This window comes from uncultured Winogradskyella sp., assembly GCF_963975125.1.
Lineage (GTDB): Bacteria > Bacteroidota > Bacteroidia > Flavobacteriales > Flavobacteriaceae > Winogradskyella.
Genome location: NZ_CAXBGB010000016.1, coordinates 20,423 through 39,893, shown reverse-complemented (window position 1 = coordinate 39,893; position 19,471 = coordinate 20,423). Strand labels below are relative to the sequence as shown.

At 33.1% G+C, this 19,471-nt stretch carries 21 protein-coding genes and 1 tRNA gene; 11 read left to right on the top strand and 11 right to left on the bottom strand.

The genetic code is table 11. The features are described 5' to 3' along the window. From AAC053_RS04105 to AAC053_RS04095, 3 genes are all read left to right on the top strand, one after another. The coding region (locus tag AAC053_RS04105; protein WP_339753117.1) for an OmpA family protein at window positions 1-1,031 on the top strand (1,031 nt) is incomplete at its 5' end. A 64-nt stretch (window positions 1,032-1,095) separates the two neighbouring features. Continuing rightward, complete coding sequence (locus AAC053_RS04100) at window positions 1,096-3,855, top strand: PD-(D/E)XK nuclease family protein (RefSeq protein WP_339753115.1); 2,760 nt, start codon at window positions 1,096-1,098, stop codon at window positions 3,853-3,855. Then, entirely contained in the window at window positions 3,855-4,697 is an 843-nt protein-coding gene (locus AAC053_RS04095; RefSeq protein ID WP_339753112.1) for an alpha/beta fold hydrolase, read from the top strand. Before AAC053_RS04100 ends, AAC053_RS04095 begins: the two co-directional genes overlap by 1 nt. 4 nt (window positions 4,698-4,701) lie before the next feature. Here the strand turns inward: AAC053_RS04095 and AAC053_RS04090 are convergent. After that, window positions 4,702-4,775 (bottom strand) — tRNA-Ala (locus AAC053_RS04090). Window positions 4,776-4,782: 7 nt separating this feature from the next. Further along, window positions 4,783-5,580, bottom strand: a complete 798-nt coding sequence (locus AAC053_RS04085) for a universal stress protein (protein ID WP_339753109.1) — start codon at window positions 5,578-5,580, stop codon at window positions 4,783-4,785. A gap of 123 nt (window positions 5,581-5,703) precedes the next feature. On the opposite strand from AAC053_RS04085, the gene AAC053_RS04080 reads away from it, so the two are divergent. The 7 genes from AAC053_RS04080 to AAC053_RS04050 all read left to right on the top strand — a co-directional run bounded on the left by AAC053_RS04080 (window position 5,704) and on the right by AAC053_RS04050 (window position 10,424). Further along, complete coding sequence (locus AAC053_RS04080; protein WP_339753107.1) at window positions 5,704-6,204, top strand: GNAT family N-acetyltransferase; 501 nt, start codon at window positions 5,704-5,706, stop codon at window positions 6,202-6,204. Further along, window positions 6,201-7,535 carry an MATE family efflux transporter gene (locus AAC053_RS04075; RefSeq protein WP_339753104.1) on the top strand — a complete coding sequence of 445 codons (1,335 nt, stop codon included), beginning with the start codon at window positions 6,201-6,203 and terminating at the stop codon, window positions 7,533-7,535. Before AAC053_RS04080 ends, AAC053_RS04075 begins: the two co-directional genes overlap by 4 nt. A 31-nt stretch (window positions 7,536-7,566) precedes the next feature. After that, window positions 7,567-7,743, top strand: coding sequence for a hypothetical protein (locus AAC053_RS04070; protein ID WP_339753101.1), 177 nt, complete (start codon window positions 7,567-7,569; stop codon window positions 7,741-7,743). Window positions 7,744-7,821: 78 nt separating this feature from the next. Beyond that, window positions 7,822-8,274, top strand: a complete 453-nt coding sequence (locus AAC053_RS04065) for a 6-carboxytetrahydropterin synthase (protein WP_339753098.1) — start codon at window positions 7,822-7,824, stop codon at window positions 8,272-8,274. 10 nt (window positions 8,275-8,284) lie between these two features. Further along, a complete protein-coding gene (locus AAC053_RS04060) occupies window positions 8,285-9,046 on the top strand; it encodes a UDP-2,3-diacylglucosamine diphosphatase (protein WP_339753122.1) in 762 nt (253 codons plus the stop codon). Window positions 9,047-9,111: 65 nt separating this feature from the next. Continuing rightward, on the top strand, window positions 9,112-9,393 hold the full coding sequence (locus AAC053_RS04055; RefSeq protein WP_339753096.1) for a hypothetical protein: 282 nt from the start codon (window positions 9,112-9,114) through the stop codon (window positions 9,391-9,393). Then, window positions 9,387-10,424 (top strand): sulfatase-like hydrolase/transferase, encoded by a 1,038-nt coding sequence (locus tag AAC053_RS04050; RefSeq protein WP_339753119.1) that lies wholly within the window; start codon window positions 9,387-9,389, stop codon window positions 10,422-10,424. Before AAC053_RS04055 ends, AAC053_RS04050 begins: the two co-directional genes overlap by 7 nt. On the opposite strand, the gene AAC053_RS04045 is transcribed toward AAC053_RS04050, so the two are convergent. From AAC053_RS04045 to AAC053_RS04030, 4 genes are read right to left on the bottom strand one after another with little or no spacing between them, the layout of a single operon-like run. Continuing rightward, window positions 10,421-11,692 carry an MFS transporter gene (locus AAC053_RS04045; protein WP_339753093.1) on the bottom strand — a complete coding sequence of 424 codons (1,272 nt, stop codon included), beginning with the start codon at window positions 11,690-11,692 and terminating at the stop codon, window positions 10,421-10,423. The genes AAC053_RS04050 and AAC053_RS04045 overlap by 4 nt on opposite strands. Before the next feature lie 3 nt (window positions 11,693-11,695). Beyond that, window positions 11,696-12,799 carry an OmpA family protein gene (locus AAC053_RS04040; RefSeq protein WP_339753091.1) on the bottom strand — a complete coding sequence of 368 codons (1,104 nt, stop codon included), beginning with the start codon at window positions 12,797-12,799 and terminating at the stop codon, window positions 11,696-11,698. A 26-nt stretch (window positions 12,800-12,825) separates the two neighbouring features. After that, window positions 12,826-14,517 carry a single-stranded-DNA-specific exonuclease RecJ gene (gene recJ, locus AAC053_RS04035; RefSeq protein WP_339753089.1) on the bottom strand — a complete coding sequence of 564 codons (1,692 nt, stop codon included), beginning with the start codon at window positions 14,515-14,517 and terminating at the stop codon, window positions 12,826-12,828. Window positions 14,518-14,529: 12 nt separating this feature from the next. Continuing rightward, entirely contained in the window at window positions 14,530-14,964 is a 435-nt protein-coding gene (locus AAC053_RS04030; protein WP_339753087.1) for an OsmC family protein, read from the bottom strand. 66 nt (window positions 14,965-15,030) lie between these two features. On the opposite strand from AAC053_RS04030, the gene AAC053_RS04025 reads away from it, so the two are divergent. Beyond that, window positions 15,031-15,633 carry a carboxymuconolactone decarboxylase family protein gene (locus AAC053_RS04025; RefSeq protein ID WP_339753084.1) on the top strand — a complete coding sequence of 201 codons (603 nt, stop codon included), beginning with the start codon at window positions 15,031-15,033 and terminating at the stop codon, window positions 15,631-15,633. Window positions 15,634-15,757: 124 nt separating this feature from the next. Here AAC053_RS04025 and AAC053_RS04020 read toward each other — a convergent pair whose 3' ends face one another. The 5 genes from AAC053_RS04020 to AAC053_RS04000 form a co-directional block, all read right to left on the bottom strand. Continuing rightward, entirely contained in the window at window positions 15,758-16,891 is a 1,134-nt protein-coding gene (locus AAC053_RS04020) for a Fic/DOC family N-terminal domain-containing protein (RefSeq protein ID WP_339753082.1), read from the bottom strand. A 167-nt stretch (window positions 16,892-17,058) separates the two neighbouring features. Further along, window positions 17,059-17,514 carry a uracil-DNA glycosylase family protein gene (locus tag AAC053_RS04015; protein ID WP_339753079.1) on the bottom strand — a complete coding sequence of 152 codons (456 nt, stop codon included), beginning with the start codon at window positions 17,512-17,514 and terminating at the stop codon, window positions 17,059-17,061. A gap of 68 nt (window positions 17,515-17,582) precedes the next feature. Next, window positions 17,583-18,254: a 16S rRNA (cytidine(1402)-2'-O)-methyltransferase gene (gene rsmI / locus AAC053_RS04010; protein ID WP_339753077.1), complete on the bottom strand. Its 672-nt coding sequence runs from the start codon at window positions 18,252-18,254 to the stop codon at window positions 17,583-17,585. A 42-nt stretch (window positions 18,255-18,296) separates the two neighbouring features. Further along, the gene (locus AAC053_RS04005) at window positions 18,297-18,653 is read right to left on the bottom strand and encodes a DoxX family protein (protein WP_339753076.1); all 357 of its coding nucleotides are present in this window, start codon (window positions 18,651-18,653) and stop codon (window positions 18,297-18,299) included. A gap of 4 nt (window positions 18,654-18,657) precedes the next feature. Further along, entirely contained in the window at window positions 18,658-19,404 is a 747-nt protein-coding gene (locus tag AAC053_RS04000) for a hypothetical protein (protein WP_339753073.1), read from the bottom strand. Between the last annotated feature and the right edge of the window lie 67 nt (window positions 19,405-19,471).

The window sequence follows — 19,471 nt, the reverse complement described above, 5'->3', positions numbered from 1 at the left end:
GAGTTTCATATAGCTTTATGGATGTCATAAAATCTAAAACTATAGACCCTTATTTAGGTGTTGGTGGTGGTTATACTTGGATAGATAATATAGGTGCAGGAACTTTAAATGGAACTTTAGGATTAACTTACTGGGCTTCAGAAAACGTTGGGATTAATGTTAATTCTACTTACAAGCACTCATTTGAAGATTACTTACCTAAGCATTTCCAACATACAATTGGTGTTACTTTTAAATTTGGTGGTACAGATACTGATGGAGATGGCATATACGATCAAGATGACGCTTGTCCAGAAGAAGCTGGTTTAGAAATTTTTAATGGTTGCCCAGATTCTGATAATGACGGCATTCAAGATTCTAAAGACGATTGTCCAAACACTGCTGGTTTAGCAGAATTTAATGGTTGCCCTGATAGTGATGGTGATGGCGTAATGGATAAAGATGATAAATGTCCAACTGTTGCTGGTTTAAAAGCACTTATGGGTTGTCCTGATGCTGATGGTGACGGTGTTACCGATGGTGATGACAAGTGCCCTAACGAGTCAGGTCCTGCTGCAAACAATGGATGTCCTTGGCCTGATACTGATGGTGATCGCATATTAGATAAAGACGATAAATGTCCTAACGAGGCTGGTACAGCTGCTAACAATGGATGTCCTGAGGTTAAGCCAACTCAAGAAGTGGTGAAAGCTTTAAATACATATGCAAGATCTATCTTGTTTGATACTGGTAAAGCTTCTTTCAAAAATGAAACTGATAAAGTATTAAAAGCTATGGTTGTAATCTTTAAAGAATACCCAAGAGCAGATTTCGCAATCGAAGGTCATACAGATAGTGTAGGTTCTAAATCTAGTAACGAAGCGTTATCTCACAGAAGAGCTAATGCAGTTAGAGATTACTTAGTTGCTAACGGAATTAGTGCTGCAAGATTAACAGCTAAAGGTTACGGTGAAGAAAATCCTATTGCTAACAATAAAACCAGAGCTGGTAGAAAAGAAAACAGACGTGTTGAAGTAAGGTTGAAAAACTAATAAAATACTTCAAAATATATTAAAAAAACGCTCCGAAATTCGGAGCGTTTTTTATTTTTATAAAATGGTAAGTTTTATAAAAGCTGTATTAATAGATCTTAAAGAAAAGGGATTTATACTTGAAGATTTATTCTTTATACTTCCAAGTAAACGTGCTGGTGTATTTCTAAAACACCAACTATCAACTTTATTAGATCAGCCAATATTTTCGCCTAAAATCCTTAGCATTGAAGAGTTTGTTGAGGAATTGTCTGGCTTGCAAAGTGTACCAAATACAGAACTTCTTTTTAGACTTTATGAAACTTATAAAAATCTAACTAAAGCATCTGATCAAGAATCTTTTGATTCATTTTCTAAATGGGCACAAATCTTATTACAAGACTTTAATGAGATAGACCGTTATCTTATACCACAAGAACAGATATTTGACTACCTAAATGCTATAAAAGAACTGAACCACTGGTCTCTTGAGGCGCCGCAAACCGATTTAATAAAGAATCACCTCAATTTTTGGAAACGCCTTAAGGAATTTTACTTATCCTTTACCGACAACCTGTTACAGTCTAAAAATGGGTATCAAGGTCTAATCTATAGAGAAGCATGTGAAAACCTTGAGACTTATATTGAAAATCAGAATGGTATAAAGCATGTTTTTATTGGCTTCAATGCCCTTAACGAATCAGAATCAAGGATTATACAAGGGTTAATACAAAATGATTTAGCACATATATATTGGGATATAGACAAGACATTTATAGACGATACTATCCATGATGCAGGACTATTTTTGAGAGCACATAAAAAGAAATGGAATTACTTCAAAAAACAACCTTTTAATTGGGCAAGTACTCATTACAAAACGCAAAAAAACATTCAAGTAGTAGGAATTCCTAAATTTGTAGGTCAAGCTAAGTATATTGGTCAATTACTAGAAAATATTAGTAAAGCCAATAAAAATCTATCTAGTGTAGCTGTTGTATTAGGAGAAGAAAATCTATTAATGCCTGTACTTAATTCTATTCCTAAGGCTATTAGTAAACTTAATGTCACAATGGGTTTATCGCTAAGCTATGTGCCTTTAGCTTCATTTTTCGAATACCTATTTTCCATTCACAAAAGCAATACTGCATCCTTTTACTATAAAGATGTAATCAGTATTCTGTCTCACCCTTCAATCTATCCTTTATTTGAAGCCGAATCTGGAAATACTTCTAGTTATTTAGTAGAACGTATTCAAAAAAACAACCTGGTCTATATTACTGATGAAGAATTGATTAAGTATGCAATTTCACATAAAGAGCTTATCACTTTAATATTTAAGTCCTGGGAAGATAAACCAGAAATTGCTCTAAAAAACTGTTCCAACTTCATCTTCAAGATGAAGGCTAATTTAGATAATAACAAGCAAAGTAACCGTCTAAAGTTAGAGTATTTATATCGTTTCAACACCTTATTCAACCAGCTATTAGAACTAAATAATAATTACCAACATATTAACTCAATAACGGTCTTACATTCTATATATAAAGAACTATTAAGTTTAGAAACCTTAGACTTTAAAGGTGAACCTCTTGAGGGTCTGCAAATAATGGGAATGTTAGAGTCGCGTGTATTAGATTTTGAAACGGTTATTATAAGCTCTGTTAATGAAGGAATCCTTCCATCAGGAAAAACGAATAACTCTTTTATCCCTTTCGATGTAAAAGTTGAAAACAACCTACCAACTTATAAAGAAAAAGATGCTGTTTATACATATCACTTCTACAGGCTCTTGCAGAGGGCCAAAAATGTATATATACTTTATAATACAGAGGTTGACGCATTAAAAGGTGGAGAAAAAAGCAGGTTTATAACCCAATTAGAGTATGAGGGGATTCATAAAATTAAACATACAATTGTTTCACCTGAAGTACCAATTATTGAAAAACAATTAAAGCAAATCGTTAAAACACCATTGGTTATTAGAAGGCTAAAAGAACTATCTCATAAAGGGTTTTCACCATCATCGCTAACTAATTATATGAGAAATCCAATGGGTTTTTATTGCGAAAAAATTCTTGAGATTAAAGCATTTGAAGATGTTGAAGAAAACATTGCAGCAAATACTTTGGGTTCTGTAATTCATAATACTCTAGAAGACTTTTATAAACCTTTAGAAGGTATTTTTTTAAACCTAGATCATCTTAGTGCTTTTGAAACTAAAATCAAGGAGACCGTAACAAAACACTTTAAAAACCTTTACAAAGACGGTGATTTTACTAAGGGGAAGAATCTCATCATTTTTGAAATTGCCCAGCGTTACATTTCAAATTTTATACATTCAGAAATTGAAAGCCTTAAAGCTGGCAACCAAATAAAAATCCTTGCCATAGAAGCTGGACAAACTATTGACCTTAAAATTGAAGGCTTAGACTTTCCGATTAAATTAAATGGAAAAGTCGATAGAATAGATGAGTTTAACGGCCTAACACGTGTTATTGATTATAAATCTGGTAAAGTTGAGCAAAATAAAGTCGAAATTGTAGATTGGAAAGACTTAACTACAGATTACGATAAATACAGCAAGTCGTTTCAAGTCTTATGTTATGCTTACATGATGCATCAAAAAAATCGAATTCAATTGCCAGTAGAAGCTGGTATTATTTCATTTAAGAACCTCAATGCAGGTTTTTTAAAATTTGGAAAAAAGGAATCTTCTCATAGTAGAGCCAAAGACCAACTGATTACCGAAGATACATTGAATAACTTCGAGGCTGAACTAAAAAAACTCATATTAGAGATTTGTAATCCAAACATTGATTTCATTGAAAAAGAACTTGACTAATGCGAATAGATAGCAACATCATATTAAAGAGAGTAGATAAAAAATCAATTCTAATCGATACATTTTATTCTGAAGATAAAAGCAGTCAACCCATTGTTATTTTTTGCCATGGATACAAAGGTTTTAAGGATTGGGGAGCATGGAATCTTATGGCAGAATATATAGCAAAAGCAGGATTTTGTTTTATTAAATTCAATTTTTCTCATAATGGAGGCACTATTAACAATCCTATTGATTTCCCAGACTTAGAAGCCTTTGGTAATAATAACTACACAAAAGAGCTCGATGATTTAAATGACGTAATTGACTGGGTTCAAAATCATTTTGAAAATGATTCAAATGTTAATGTAGATCAAATTTCTTTGATTGGTCATAGTCGTGGTGGTGGAATTGCAATTTTAAAAGCATCGGAAGATAATAGAATTAAAAAGCTCATCACCTTAGCTAGCGTAAGTGATTTTAAAAGACGCACAGCAACAGTAGGCGATTTAAAAGAATGGAAAGAAACTGGAGTAAAATATGTTTTAAACGGAAGAACAAAACAACAAATGCCACATTACTATCAGTTCTACCAAGATTTTAAAACCAATGAAGAACGATTACATATCGAATCTGCAATTAAACGCTTAAAGATCCCTATACTTCTTATTCATGGAGATAGTGATACTTCTGTTTCATTAAATGAGGCGAAAGAACTACAACAATGGAACATGAATTGTGAACTTAAAATTATTAAAAATGCAGATCATGTATTTAACACAAAACATCCATGGAATACTTATAACTTATCTACTAAGTTAGATAGAGTAAGTAAATTAATTATAGATTTTGCTAACAAATAAAAAGTGGAGAAGATGGGATTCGAACCCACGACCTCTTGACTGCCAGTCAAGCGCTCTAGCCAACTGAGCTACATCCCCAAATTACTTATTTTAAACCACTCAATACTAAAACAGGCAACTCGGTACTGTGAAAATCTTTTTTTAGAACCGTGTTTTCTTCCCAAAGTTTCTTAAAAAACCCACGTTTTCTCCTAACCACACATAATAAATCAGGATAATTAGATTTATAATGCTCTAAAACAGCTTGAAACGTTGTTGGGCTTTCTGCAATTGTAGTATTAGTTATCATCCCTTTTAATTCGTCATTGAATACAAAATCCTCCTTTATGTGATGAGACGTTTTTACTAAAAGTACATTAACAACCGCTTTAAATTGATTTTTAAAAGCAGATAATGGATCTAAAACTCCTTCCTTCTTAACTATTGCAGATTTAACAGCTAGCAAAATCTTTACGATTGGCTTATATACATAACCTTCTGGCACAATTAAGGCCGGAATTTGAGTTTGTTTTATAATCTTACCTGATGTTTTACCTAAATACACTTCATCTTTAATAGAATTAGTACGCGGTTCTAAAATGATTAAATCCACATCAATAGCGTCGCATACTTTCTCTAAAGTATCAACTAATTTTCCTTTAAGGGTTCTGGTGTATATTTCAACACCTTTAGTCTCTATTGAAGCCACATGATTATCTAAAAAATCTTTAGACTCTCGCTCTATGATTTGATCTACGTTTATCATGGTTCCTGCTTTGGTATAAACATTATATATTTGAACCACATATAATTTAGCTCCAAATGCTTTTGCAAAATCTACAGCGTATTGTAGATGTGTTTTTGCGTTTTTTGAAGACCCAACAGGAACTAGTATCGTTTTCATGTGCTAATATTTATTTTTATTTGTCACAAGGAACATCTTTAAAATAATTGCTTTTTACAGGTATGTTTTTATTATAGATGTTTCATCGAAATAAAATTGTTGAAACAAAAATACACATTATAAATGATTCGTATAGCTACAAAAACAGATATTGAACCTATAATGATTGTAACAAAAGTCTGTGCTAAAGCAATGATAGCCAACGGTATTTATCAATGGAATGAGCATTACCCAAACAAAACCGCCTTTGAAAATGATATAAAACGCAATGAGCTTTATGTTTTAGAAATTGAAGGAGAGGTAAAAGGAAGTATTGTTATTTCTACACTAATGGACAAAGAATATATCCCTATTAAATGGCTCACTAAAAATGAAAATAATATCTATATTCATCGCTTAGCAATTCATCCTGAACTTCAAGGAAAAGGTTATGCTCAGCAACTCATTAACTTTGCAGAACAGTTTGCTATAGAGAACAACTACTCCTCTATTCGATTAGATACTTTTTCTTTAAACAAAAGAAACCAAAAAATTTACGAACTTCGCAGCTATAAACGATTAGGTGATGTTTTTTTTCCAAAACAAAGTGAACATCCCTTTCACTGTTATGAATTAGTCATTTGAATACATCAATTACATTAAAACAAATTAACAAATTGGCGATACCAGCATTAATTTCTGGTGTATCTGAACCAATATTATCACTGACTGATGCTGCTATTATTGGTAATATGAATTATAATGCAACAGAGTCTCTTGCAGCCGTTGGTATTGTAACTACGTTTATATCTATGCTTATTTGGGTTTTGGGGCAAACACGTAGTGCTATTTCTTCAATCGTTTCTCAGTATGTAGGAGCCAATAACCTCAGCGCTGTAAAAAATTTACCAGCTCAAGCCATATTTTTAATAACGTCTTTAAGTTTCTTAATTATCGTGGCGACGTATCCGTTTGCTTCACAAATTTTTAAACTCTATAATGCATCAGATTCTATTTTAAACTATAGTATCGATTACTATCAAATAAGAGTGTTTGGTTTTCCATTTACCTTATTTACAATTGCAGTTTTTGGCACATTTAGAGGGCTTCAAAACACATACTTTCCAATGCTAATAGCTATTTCAGGTGCTGTTGCTAATATTATACTTGATATTGTATTTGTCTATGGAATTGATGGCTTTATCTCGCCTATGCATATAAAAGGTGCGGCTTATGCGAGTGTGATTGCTCAAATCATAATGGCTGTTTTGTCAACTTATTATTTACTTAAAAAAACAGATATCCCGTTAATAGTTAGGTTTCCTTTTAATCCAGAGATAAAACGTTTTGCGTTGATGATTCTTAATTTATTCATTAGAACCATTGCTTTAAATATTGCATTATATTTTGGAACTAGCTTTGCTACAAAATACGGAACTAACTACATTGCGGCATACACTATTGCTATAAATCTTTGGTTTTTAGGTGCTTTTTTAATTGACGGATATGCTAGTGCTGGCAATATCTTATCCGGAAAACTTCTTGGAGCAAAAGACTATAAAAACCTTTTAGAATTAAGCAATAAACTTATTAAATATGGTATTGTTGTTGGATTGATAATCGGCTTAATTGGCGCACTATTTTATTATCCTATTGGAAATCTGTTTAGTAACGACGAAAAGGTTTTAAAGGAATTTTATAAAGTTTTTTGGATTGTACTACTAATGCAACCATTATGTGCCTTAGCATTTATCTTTGATGGCGTTTTTAAGGGTCTTGGTAGAATGAAATACCTTAGAAATGTCCTATTGTTTTCAACACTCTTAGTTTTCATTCCTGTTGTTATTTGGGCAGATGTGCTAGACTACAAACTCTATGGTGTCTTTATAGCTTTTACCCTCTGGATTATTGCTCGTGGTTTACCACTAATTATAAAATTCCGAAAAACATTTAAACCTCTAACTCAAAACACTTAAATTTGGTCAATAAATCGATTTATAATTGTAAATGAACCTATTAATTACATTATTACAAGATGTTAACATTGATGAGAAATTAAAAGAAGCACCAGATGACAACTATGGTATAGGTGTTTTTATTGGTACTATGTTACCTTTTGTTATTTTAGTAATTATAGCTTATACAATTTATAGATATAACAAGAATAGAATACAAGACGAATAAAATGGGAAATTATCTTTTTTTAATACTGGCAATAGCTTTAATAGTTTTTTACTTCATAAATCGAAACAAAAGACGTTAATGGGCAACATACGTATTACAAAACAGTTTTCTTTTGAAACTGGCCATGCACTTTATGGTTATGATGGAAAATGTAAAAATGTTCATGGACATAGTTATCGATTAGATGTCACTGTTATAGGCACACCAATTTCTGATAATACAAACGTAAAATTTGGGATGGTCATCGATTTTAGCGATTTAAAAAAAATTGTAAAAGAAGAGATTGTTGATGTGTTTGATCATGCCACTGTGTTTAACAAAAACACACCACATGTAGAATTAGCAAAAGAATTACAAGATAGAGACCACAACGTCTTGTTGGTAGATTATCAGCCAACAAGTGAAATGATGGTTATTGATTTTTCTAAAAAAATTAAGAAACGCTTACCAGATGACATAAAGCTTCACTCCTTAAAACTTCAAGAAACAGCAACTAGCTTCGCAGAGTGGATTGCTTCAGATAATGATTAAATCTCACCACATAACAATTCCTGTAGGGAAAAAAATATACTTCGCGTCCGATAATCATTTGGGTGCACCAACTGCTGAAGCATCGAGACCGCGCGAAAAAAAGTTCGTAGCGTGGTTAGACGAGGTAAAACATGATGCTGCTGCTATCTTTTTGCTAGGAGATTTATTCGATTTTTGGTTCGAATATAAAACCGTTGTTCCAAAAGGTTTTACTAGAACTCTTGGTAAATTAGCTGAAATTAGTGATTCTGGCATTCCTATTCATTACTTTGTTGGTAACCACGATTTGTGGATGAATGGTTATTTTGAAGAAGAGTTGGGTATTCCTGTTTACCATAAACCTGAAGAATTCACATTTAACAGCACCTCTTTTTTAATTGGTCATGGAGATGGTTTAGGACCTGGTGACAAAGGTTATAAACGTATGAAAAAAGTCTTTGTAAGCCCATTCTTTAAGTGGTTATTTAAATGGGGACATCCAGACATAGGCATGCGAATTGCACAGTATTTATCTGTAAAAAACAAACTAATTTCTGGAGATGACGATGCTAAATTTTTAGGAGAAGAGAACGAATGGCTAGCGGTTTACAGTAGAAAAAAGCTTGAAGAAAAACATCGCGATTTCTTTGTGTTTGGTCACCGACATTTGCCTTTAGAAATTCAGCTTAATGAAAAATCTAAGTATATCAACTTAGGTGACTGGATTCAATATTATACCTATGGTATTTTTAATGGAGAAAATTTTGAGTTGAAAACATTTCAAAAAGACTAAATAGTGTATTTACAGTAACGATTAAACCTTCATAAGAACATTTAGTCTTATATAAAATCGACTTTATGAAATTCTACCAATTTAACTTAACCATCCTAGCTTTTGCATTACTTTTTTCATGCAGTAATACTGATGAACCAGTTATAAGTAACAATAATCCTGAAAACACTAAACCAAACATATTACTAATCATAGCAGATGATATGGGTTTAGACGCTACTCCTGGTTACGCTATTGGAATCACAAAACCAAATATGCCAACCTTGCAAGGCATTATAGATTCTGGGTTAAGGTTTAATAATTATGGTCTAATCCTGTTTGTACTCCTACTCGCGGAACTATTCTAACAGGAAAATATGGACTTAGAACAAATGTTCTGCAAGTTGAAGACGTCATGTCTATATCTGAAACATCCTTACAAAAGCATTTAGACAATACCAATTCTGGGTATTCTCATGCGGTTATAGGAAAATGGCACTTGTCAACAGATCCAAGTCATCCCACTAATATGGGTGTTAGTTATTATGCCGGATTAATAAATGGTGGTGTACAATCTTACACCAATTGGAATTTTACCGAAAATGGTGCAACGTCTAGTTCTAATGAATACACAACTACAAAATTTACTGATTTAGCTATAGATTGGGTTGACCAACAAACTCAGCCTTGGTTTCTTTGGTTAGCCTACAATGCTCCACATACACCTTTTCATTTACCACCTAATAATCTTCATAGTCAAGGTAGTTTGCCTTCAGACCAAGCAAGTATTGATGCTAATCCATTACCTTATTATTTAGCAATGATTGAAGCTATGGATACTGAAATAGGACGATTGATAGCTTCTATGTCTGAAGCAGAAAGAGATAATACAGTCATTATTTTTATAGGAGATAATGGTACACCTAATCAGGTGGTTCAAGAATATGCTTCTCAAAGAGCTAAAGGAAGTGTTTATCAAGGAGGTGTTAACGTACCAATGATAATTTCGGGGAAAGATGTTACCAGAATAAATGCTATTGAAGATGCCTTAATTAATACTACCGATTTATTTGCTACCATTTCTGAATTAGCAGGTAATACAACACCACAAATAAATGATAGTAAAAGCTTTAAAGACCTATTAACAAGTTCTAATGCAGAAACAAGAGACTATATTTACACAGAAATTGGTAACGATGATGGCACTACAAATTATACCATTAGAGACGCAACACATAAGTATATTAGCTTTGGTAATACTAACGAAGCCTTCTATAATTTAAGTAACAACCCTCTCGAAAATCCAAACCTATTAAATGCAAATCAGCTTCCTTTAAATATTTCTGATAGTGTTATAAAAGATGAACTCATAGCAGAGTTGAACAGTATAAGAAATTAGGTCTCTTCTTTTTCGTGTTCCGCAATATCCTTTCTTAAATCTAGTTTCCTGAAAGAAGGAGATACCACAGCTGTAGTAATTACAGTAATTAACGTCATGGTACCACCAAAAACTACCGCAGTTGCTGTTCCCATGATTTTTGCTGTTAACCCACTTTCAAAAGCACCTAACTCATTTGATGACCCAACAAACATAGAATTTACAGAAGAAACTCGTCCACGCATATGATCTGGTGTTTTAAGTTGAAGAATGGTTTGTCTAATAACCATAGATACTCCGTCTGTAACTCCACTAAAGAATAAAGCAACGACTGAAATCCAGAAAGTCGAAGACAATCCGAATACAATTATGCACACTCCAAAGCCAAAAATGGCAACAAGTAATTTCATTCCTGCATTTTTACTGATAGGAATGTAAGCGGTTACCAACATGGTTAAAAATGCACCAACAGAAGGAGCAGCGACTAAAATACCGAAACCTCTTGGTCCTACTTTTAAAATATCTTGAGCAAAAACCGCCAATAAAGCCACAGCACCTCCAAACAATACAGACACCATGTCTAAAGTTAAAGCTCCTAAAATAGCTTTAGTTTTAAAAACAAAATTGACACCTTCCTTTAAGCTCTGCACCATCGGTTCACCTATATTTGGATTGAGAATTGGTTTCTTTTTTATCTGAAATAAAACTAGCAAAGAAAACATTACCAGACCAAAAACAATACATAAAGACCAATGCACACCAATCCAACTAATAGAAAAACCTGCAAAACCAACACCCAATACACGAGACATTTGCCATGTAGAACTATTCCAAGTTGCTGCATTTGGGTAAATTTTCTTAGGTACAATTAAAGCTACTAGTGAAAATATGGTTGGCCCAAAAAATGAACGTAAAAAGCCGCCGAAAAATACTAGTGCATATATTGAGTACAGGATGTTTTTTTTAGACCAAGTCGCTTCAATGCCGTCTGATGTTAGCCAAAACAAACCAAAACTGATCAGTGAAAATGCAGCAATACAAATGGCTAAGAGGTTTCGTTTTTCGCGCTGATCTACGATATGACCAGCAAATAAAGCCATTCCTAAAGCTGGAATAATTTCCATTAAACCAATTATACCAAGTGATAAAGGGTCTTTTGTTAAGGCATACACCTGCCATTCTATAACAACAAACTGCATAGACCACGCAAAAACTAAAGCAAAGCGCACCAATATAAAGATGTTGAATTCTTTGATTCTTAAAGCTGCGTATGGGTCGTTTTTTGCCAAATGTTAACTGTCTGTTATTTTAAATTCAACACGTCTATTTTGTTGTCGTCCTTCATCCGTTTCGTTATCAGAAATCGGCTTGGAGCTCCCAAATCCAAAGGACTTAATTTTAGACGTATCAAGGCCTTGCGAAATTAAATAATCTGCCACAGCTTTTGCACGTTGTTCAGATAATTCTTTATTTCGTTTGTCTAAGCCAACATTATCTGTGTGTCCATAGATTTCAATATTTAAGTTTGAGTTTTTACTAAGATGTTTGTAAAGTTGATTTAGCTCTTCTTTTGAGACGTCTAACAATTCAGACTTATCAAAATCAAATAGTACATTTTTAAAGGTGTAGACTTCATTCACTTTTATTTCTGGTTCTTCAACAACTTTTTCAATAAGTTTCCCTTCTTCTTTTTCTAATGATTCTATCGAAACATCATCTATGTAATAGTATGAAAAGAAAAGTGTACTTGTAGATAATACTTTCTGTTTTTTGGTTTTAGGATTTCTATAGAAATTGCCAATTGAAAAGTAATTCTCGTAACCTTCTGCTGTAAATTCGAAAGAATACCCCATCCAGGTTTCTTTATCAGAAAAGTAAATGTCTTCTGAATTAGAATACATCTTAAATTTCTCTTTTGTTGCTTTTGAAGGTTTTATCGCTTTCTCACAATTATTGGATTTATAACAAGGTTTTAATCGTTCTTCTGTAATTAAAACTTGAATATCTTTTAGCGAATAAGATGATTTGTCTGCAAGACTTATATAAAAAGTCATCTTGTACTTTTCCCCTTCTATTAATGTTTTAGATAGTTTTCCTTGAATGTATTCTCTATAATTTTTATCCGTAAAAAAATACATGCCAGCATAAGCATCACCAGATTTAGGTTTTTGGTATCCATTATAATTTTTAATACCTGTATTATCATTCTTACTACAAGCATTAAAAAAATCTGTTGAACCCATATTTGGTATTGACCAATCAGAAACGCTACTAGCAAAATTTCCTATATGCCAAGGACATTCATTATGAGTTTCGAAACTATGGTTGATTACTAGATTTTGACCAATTAAAATATTGCTGAAAATGAGAATAGAAATTATGTTTGGTTGTTTCATATCTACTCAACGAAGTGTTATAAATTTTATTCTTTTATATCTTTTAGCTTTAGCTGTAAACTCACATTGCCTTTCCAATGGTTTTCATCAATAGAATAGGCAGCACTAAACGATTTTTTGTTTTTAATGATATCTATTTTATCACCTAACCCAAAACCAATACAGACTATTTTGTCGTTGAAAGATTGAGTAGCAGTAAGTCTAATGTGTTTATCATCTTCACCTACACATTTCCCATAACCTGTATCTTTTAAGCCTTGCGTCATAAAGGTTGGTGATAAATTACCTGGCCCAAATGGCGCAAATTGTTTTAGAATTCGCATTAATTTATCATTGATTTCTCCTAATTCAATTTCTGTATCAATTTTCAGTTCTCGTGTTAATAATTTTGGGTCTATGGTTTCCTTTACTACACTTTCAAATTTTGCTTTAAAAGCTTCGTAATTTTCTGGTAGTAATGTTAAGCCAGCTGCATATTTATGACCACCAAATTGTTCGATATATTCTGAACAAGCCTCTAAAGCGTTATAAACATCAAAACCAGAAACAGAACGTGCCGAAGCTGCGAGTTTATCACCACTTTTCGTAAATACCAATGTTGGTCTGTAGTAGGTTTCTATTAATCTCGAAGCAACAATACCAATAACACCTTTGTGCCAAGTTTCATGGTAAACCACTGTGGTACAGCCTTCTTGTTCGTTGTTTTCTTCAATTTGAATTAAAGCTTCTTCAGTAATTCGTTTATCAGTTTCTCTACGATCTGTATTAAACTGATCAATATCCATAGCATACTCAGCCGCTAAATTAAAATCTGTTTCAGTTAAAAGTGTTACTGCATGATTGCCGTGTTTCATTCTGCCAGCAGCATTTATTCTTGGTGCAATAATAAAAACCACATCAGTAATCGTCAATTCATCTTTTTTTACCTCAGCGATTATTGCTTTCATTCCAGGTCGTGGATTGGTATTAATCACTTGTAATCCAAAATAAGCTAGTGCTCTATTCTCATCTACAATAGGAACAATGTCTGCTCCAATCGCTGTTGCTACTAAATCTAAATACTCTACTAAATCTTCAACCGTTTCACCTTGATTTGATGCTAAAGCTGTAATCAATTTAAAACCCACTCCACAGCCACACAATTCTTTAAAAGGGTATTCGCAATCGTCTCGTTTTGGATCTAAAACTGCTACAGCATCCGGAAGATTATCTCCTGGTCTGTGATGATCGCAAATAATAAAGTCAATACCTTTTTCATTTGCGTACTTCACTTTATCAATAGCCTTGACGCCACAGTCTAAAGCAATAATTAAAGAAAAATCATTGTCGTGCGCAAAGTCAATACCTTTATATGAAATTCCATAACCTTCGTCATAACGATCTGGAATGTAAGTAGCGACAGAATTAATTCGAGTTTTTAAATAGGAAGACATTAGAGCGACAGACGTTGTACCATCCACATCATAATCTCCATAAACCATAATACTTTCACCTTGAGCAATTGCGGTTTCAATTCTAGCAACTGCATTACCCATATCCTTCATTAAGAATGGATCGTGCAATTCTTCAAAACTTGGTCTGAAAAAGGTTTTAGCGACTTCATAAGAATCAATGCCACGTTGCAACAATAGAGTCGCAACAATATCATTTACCTGAAGTGCTTTCTTTAAGTCTTCAACTTTTGATGGTTCTGGTTTTGGTTTTAGTGTCCAACGCATAAAAAAATTTAGCTAATATCGCTTGGTAGCTATATGATAAATAATATTTGTTTCAATCTTAGCAAATCGTCTAAACATTTCCATCACTCCACAGTATTTATCAACGGATAAATTCACAGCACGTTCGCATTTCTTCTTATTTAAATCTGAACCATAAAAGTGATAGTCCACAACTACAGAGTGATAATATTTAGGATGTTCATCTGTTAATTCTCCTGAAACTTCAATTTTGAAATCATCAATCTCTTCTTTCATTTTATCTAGAGTAGAAATTACATCTAATGATGTACAGCCAGCTAAAGACGATAACATTAAAGCTTTAGGTGATAAGCCAAATCGCTCATCTTGTCCTTCAACATTTGTATCCATTATTACGGATTTTCCACTTGGGTTGTCAGACTCAAACGTCATTCCGCCTTGCCAATGTGTTGTGATTTTATCAGCCATTTTCTTTTAGTTTAAATATTAGAACTCCTATCTTGTACAATCAAAAATACTACTAAAAAAATAACTATGGCATTAGTAACACCATTGTCTGCGGACCACGATTTAGAAACCAAAGAATTGGCTGAATTCTTTAACGAAACTCTTGGGTTTTGTCCTAATTCGGTCTTAACCATGCAACGCAGACCAGCTATAAGTAAAGCCTTTATAAACTTAAATAAAGCGGTTATGGCTAACGAAGGTCGTGTAACCTCAGCATTAAAACGTATGATTGCTTGGGTGAGTAGTAACTCAACAGGTTGTAGGTATTGCCAAGCACATGCTATTAGAGCTGCGGAACGTTATGGCGCAGAACAAGAGCAATTAGATAATATTTGGGAATACAGAACACATGTTGCGTTTTCTGATGCGGAACGTGCTGCTTTAGATTTTAGTTTAGCGGCTTCTATGGTGCCAAATGCTGTGGATGCAGATATTAAAAAACGTTTATATGAGCATTGGGACGAAGGTGAAATTGTAGAAATGCTTGGTGTAATTTCATTGTTTGGATACCTAAATCGTTGGAATGATTCTATGGGAACTTCTATTGAAGAAGGTGCTGTAGAAAGCGGAAACAAATATTTAGGGAAGCATGGTTATGAGGTTGGGAAACATGATGGCTCACAATATTAGATTGTCATTCCTGCGAAGGCAGGAATCTAGATTGTTAAATTTTTAGAGCGCTTACTTCGACTTCACCCTGCACAAGTCGTCTTTTAGATAAATTAGATTAAACCTTGCCAGAAATGGTGAGGTTTTATACCCTTACTAATTTCATTAATGGTTCAAATGAATATAAAGCCGCTCTTCTACCAGAGGATTCTTCTCGTGTAACAATTAATTCATTTTCTAAAAGAATTCTAGTAAATCTCGATGCGGTTGGAGCTGGTATTCCGCTATTTGAAGTAAATTTATTTTTTCTAAATATCGGATTTGTAAATATGTAATCTAATGCATTCACACTATATTTTGACGATAATACTTCCGAAAAAATGCTCTTCATTTCTTCATAAAGTTCTTTGATTTTTTCTGCTATTTCTAAATTTCTCATTGCTTGGTTCTCAACAGCATTTAAAAAAAACGCACACCAACTTTCCCAATCACCATTTTTAGAGACATTGCGCATTGTATCTATATACAAATCTTTATTCTCTTCTAGATAACCGCTAATATAAAAATGAGGTTCAGATATAACTCCTGTTGACCAAAGAAACAGTGTTATTAAAATCCTTCCTATTCTTCCGTTCCCATCTTGAAATGGGTGCAAAGCTTCAAACTCAACATGCATCAAAGCTGTTTTAATTAAAGTAGGGTGACCATCCTCATTCTCAAGATAAGTAATAAGATTTTCGATACCTTCATCTAGTTTCTCTGGGCTAATAGGGACAAATAAAATATTCCTCTTTAATTTGTCTGCTAAATAATTTTGCTCATACTTAAAGTTACTAGGGGATTTAGATGCTCTTCTCCCAAAATACAGTAATTGTTGATGCATAGTTTTAATTAAAGTTTTAGAAAATTTATAGCCATCCTCCATTGCCTTTTGAGCATTAATAAGAGCTCTTTGATAGAGAATAGTTTCAAAAACATCTGATCTAAAGTTGGAGTTTTGAGGTGAAATACCATCGCTATCGGCCTCAAACTGTAATATTTCATCTATTGTACTTATCGTACCCTCCATTCTTGATGATAGAACTGCTTCTTGATTTCTTAATGGCGCTAATAAAATTTCACTATTGTGAATGTTTTTGAGCATCTGATCATATCTTGCAATAGCATCTGTAGCTTTTATTAGTTCATTTATAAACCTCTCGTAACGAAGTGACTGTGGAGGAAATTGATCATAATGATAATCGACTGCCTTTTCAAAATTTAGTACCATATTATTCATGTTATATTTATTAAGAACAAAGTCTTTTGATGTTAATATCTTTGTTTTTATGATAATCAAAGTAGTTTGACTATCATTTTTAGTGTTTTTTGATAAACAACTAATGTTGATGTCTTTTTATAATAACCTACTTATCTTGATAATCATTAAGTTTATAATTTGATAGTCTAAATAATGTCTCTAATTATCCAGCGTAACTCAGGCACAACCAATTCCTCAAACCAAGGGTTCTTACTTCTCCAAAAGCGATTGGTTGGTGATGGATGCGGAACAGGAAAATACTCTGGTAAATAAGATTTGTACTCTCCAACTGTTTCTGTCAAAGTTCGTTTCGCTTTATCTTTTAAATAATACTTCTGTGCATAGGCACCAATTAGAATTATCAATTCTACATTAGGCATTTTATCTAATAATTGCTCGTCAGTCACGTTTAGCCATTGTCTTAGTTTTTTTCCGCTTTGGTCATCCCAAGGAATTCCAGATTCGTGAACTTTAGTTCCTGGTGCTTGGCCTATAATTATAATTTTAGAGTTTTGATGTGCTGTAGCTACAGGTCTTGGAGCCAATGGAAGGTTTGATTTGCAGATTGTGCATTGAGAAATATCGTGTAATAATGAATCCATATAAAATTGGTTCTCGATACATCAAGCAAAAAAGCTTGACACTTGAACTGACGAAAACTGATATAGGTTTACTTTTTTCCAGCAACCACAATAACAATTTCCCCTTTTGGTGGTTTGTTGGTGTAATGCTCTAAAACTTCTTTAGCTGTTCCACGAATGGTTTCTTCATAGAGTTTCGTTATTTCTCTTGAGACAGATACCAATCTATCTTCACCAAAATACTCGCAAAAATGACCTAAAGTTTTAACCAACTTGTGTGGACTTTCGTAAAAAATGATAGTTCTGGTTTCTTCAGCTAGTAGTAAAAGTCTTGTTTGGCGACCTTTCTTTACAGGTAAAAAACCTTCAAACACAAACTTGTCGTTTGGTAAACCACTATTTACTAATGCAGGCACAAAAGCTGTTGCTCCTGGTAAACAGTCTACTTCAATATTGTTCTCGACACATGCTCTAACTAGTAAAAATCCAGGATCTGAAATCGCTGGAGTACCAGCATCACTAATGACTGCTATCGATAAGCCTGATTTTAATTTTTCAATTAAATGATTCACCGTTTTATGCTCATTGTGCATATGGTGGCTTTGCATTTGAGTAGAGATTTCGTAATGCTTTAATAGTTTTCCTGAAGTTCTTGTGTCTTCAGCCAAAATTAAATCGACTTCTTTTAAAACTTCGATCGCTCTAAAAGTGATGTCTTTTAAATTTCCTATAGGTGTTGGTACTAGGTAAAGTTTGCTCATATTCATTTCCCGAGAAATCGGGAATCTATTTAAAGTTTATATCTAGTCTCTAATATATTTACCAAGAAAATACGACGGAAAAATAGCAATTAAGCCATAAAGTGAAAAACCAAATATGTCGTGACCAGCATAATTATGTGCAGCTGTGGCTAAAACTAAATCAAAGAAAAAACCAGCATAAGCCCATTCTGTTAACCACTTCCTTTGTCTCCATAGAATCATTGCAACTCCTAAAATTTTTAAAATTGCAAGAGGAATGACTATATAGGCAGGATAATTAAAACTTTCAAAGAAACTTTTAATCATTTCGGTTTTAGTGAAATACATAAAAGCCGAGTACAGGAAAATACCACATAAAACAGCAGTACTTATCCAATATACAATTTGTTTGGTACGCATCAATTTAGTTGAATTTACCTTCTACAATTTCAATAAAGCGTTCTTCATAGTCGTCTTTACCTTCCCAATTATTGTAATCTGGCTTTACCATTTCTAAAATTAATTTTCGAGCTTCGCCTAAAGAGTGTGTAGTATTAATTTGAGAAATAACACGATCATAATCTTCATTTTTGCCTTCAAATAAATGCTTAATAAAAGCAAGTTTGTCGTTTAACCCAATTTGCAGGCTCTTCCCTTTTAACTTATCATTTAAAGATCTCTTTTGCTCCTCAGCTTCACGTTTTTGTGCATCTTCAATAGGTTCAAACTCCGGAATTTGAGCAAAGCCTGAAGTTATTGTTTCAAACTCAATGGTCGTTGGTGTCTCTTTAGATAACGCTTTTTCTAAAATTGCATCAACTTGTTGCGCTTCTTCAGGCATTTGTGCCACCATATCTTTAATCTTCTCCATTACAGGCACCATAATGCCGTCGTCTTCAACCTCATCTAAATTGATATAGGTTTTATTTTCAACTTCTATATTATCACTAACCTTATTATTAAAAGCCGTATCTAACATATCAAAAAACGAAGAATCATTACCAATTGTTGGCATGTCTTCCTCAAAATTCTCTTGTGCAAATTTTAAAACTGTAAGCTTTTCGTATAGTTTAGAAACCTCTTCGTGCATTCTATCTATATTTTCCCTACTCTTAAGTTTCAGAATTCTGTGTGCTATACTAACTAATTCTGATTCTAATTTCTTTTTCATGAGTTTTACTTTTGATTTTTAATAAATTTGATTGACCTTTATACAAACGAAAAAAATACTACGTTTT

Excerpts from the sequence above, each read along its gene's own strand:
- AAC053_RS04085 (WP_339753109.1), bottom strand. The coding sequence starts at position 5,580 with ATGAAAACGATACTAGTTCCTGTTGGGTCTTCAAAAAACGCAAAAACA.
- AAC053_RS04055 (WP_339753096.1), top strand. The coding sequence starts at position 9,112 with ATGAAATTCTACCAATTTAACTTAACCATCCTAGCTTTTGCATTACTT.
- AAC053_RS04015 (WP_339753079.1), bottom strand. The coding sequence starts at position 17,514 with ATGGATTCATTATTACACGATATTTCTCAATGCACAATCTGCAAATCA.
- AAC053_RS04095 (WP_339753112.1), top strand. The coding sequence starts at position 3,855 with ATGCGAATAGATAGCAACATCATATTAAAGAGAGTAGATAAAAAATCA.
- AAC053_RS04005 (WP_339753076.1), bottom strand. The coding sequence starts at position 18,653 with ATGCGTACCAAACAAATTGTATATTGGATAAGTACTGCTGTTTTATGT.
- AAC053_RS04025 (WP_339753084.1), top strand. The coding sequence starts at position 15,031 with ATGGCATTAGTAACACCATTGTCTGCGGACCACGATTTAGAAACCAAA.
- AAC053_RS04070 (WP_339753101.1), top strand. The coding sequence starts at position 7,567 with ATGAACCTATTAATTACATTATTACAAGATGTTAACATTGATGAGAAA.
- AAC053_RS04030 (WP_339753087.1), bottom strand. The coding sequence starts at position 14,964 with ATGGCTGATAAAATCACAACACATTGGCAAGGCGGAATGACGTTTGAG.
- rsmI (WP_339753077.1), bottom strand. The coding sequence starts at position 18,254 with ATGAGCAAACTTTACCTAGTACCAACACCTATAGGAAATTTAAAAGAC.
- recJ (WP_339753089.1), bottom strand. The coding sequence starts at position 14,517 with ATGCGTTGGACACTAAAACCAAAACCAGAACCATCAAAAGTTGAAGAC.
- AAC053_RS04000 (WP_339753073.1), bottom strand. The coding sequence starts at position 19,404 with ATGAAAAAGAAATTAGAATCAGAATTAGTTAGTATAGCACACAGAATT.
- AAC053_RS04100 (WP_339753115.1), top strand. The coding sequence starts at position 1,096 with ATGGTAAGTTTTATAAAAGCTGTATTAATAGATCTTAAAGAAAAGGGA.
- AAC053_RS04040 (WP_339753091.1), bottom strand. The coding sequence starts at position 12,799 with ATGAAACAACCAAACATAATTTCTATTCTCATTTTCAGCAATATTTTA.
- AAC053_RS04080 (WP_339753107.1), top strand. The coding sequence starts at position 5,704 with ATGATTCGTATAGCTACAAAAACAGATATTGAACCTATAATGATTGTA.
- AAC053_RS04065 (WP_339753098.1), top strand. The coding sequence starts at position 7,822 with ATGGGCAACATACGTATTACAAAACAGTTTTCTTTTGAAACTGGCCAT.
- AAC053_RS04020 (WP_339753082.1), bottom strand. The coding sequence starts at position 16,891 with ATGAATAATATGGTACTAAATTTTGAAAAGGCAGTCGATTATCATTAT.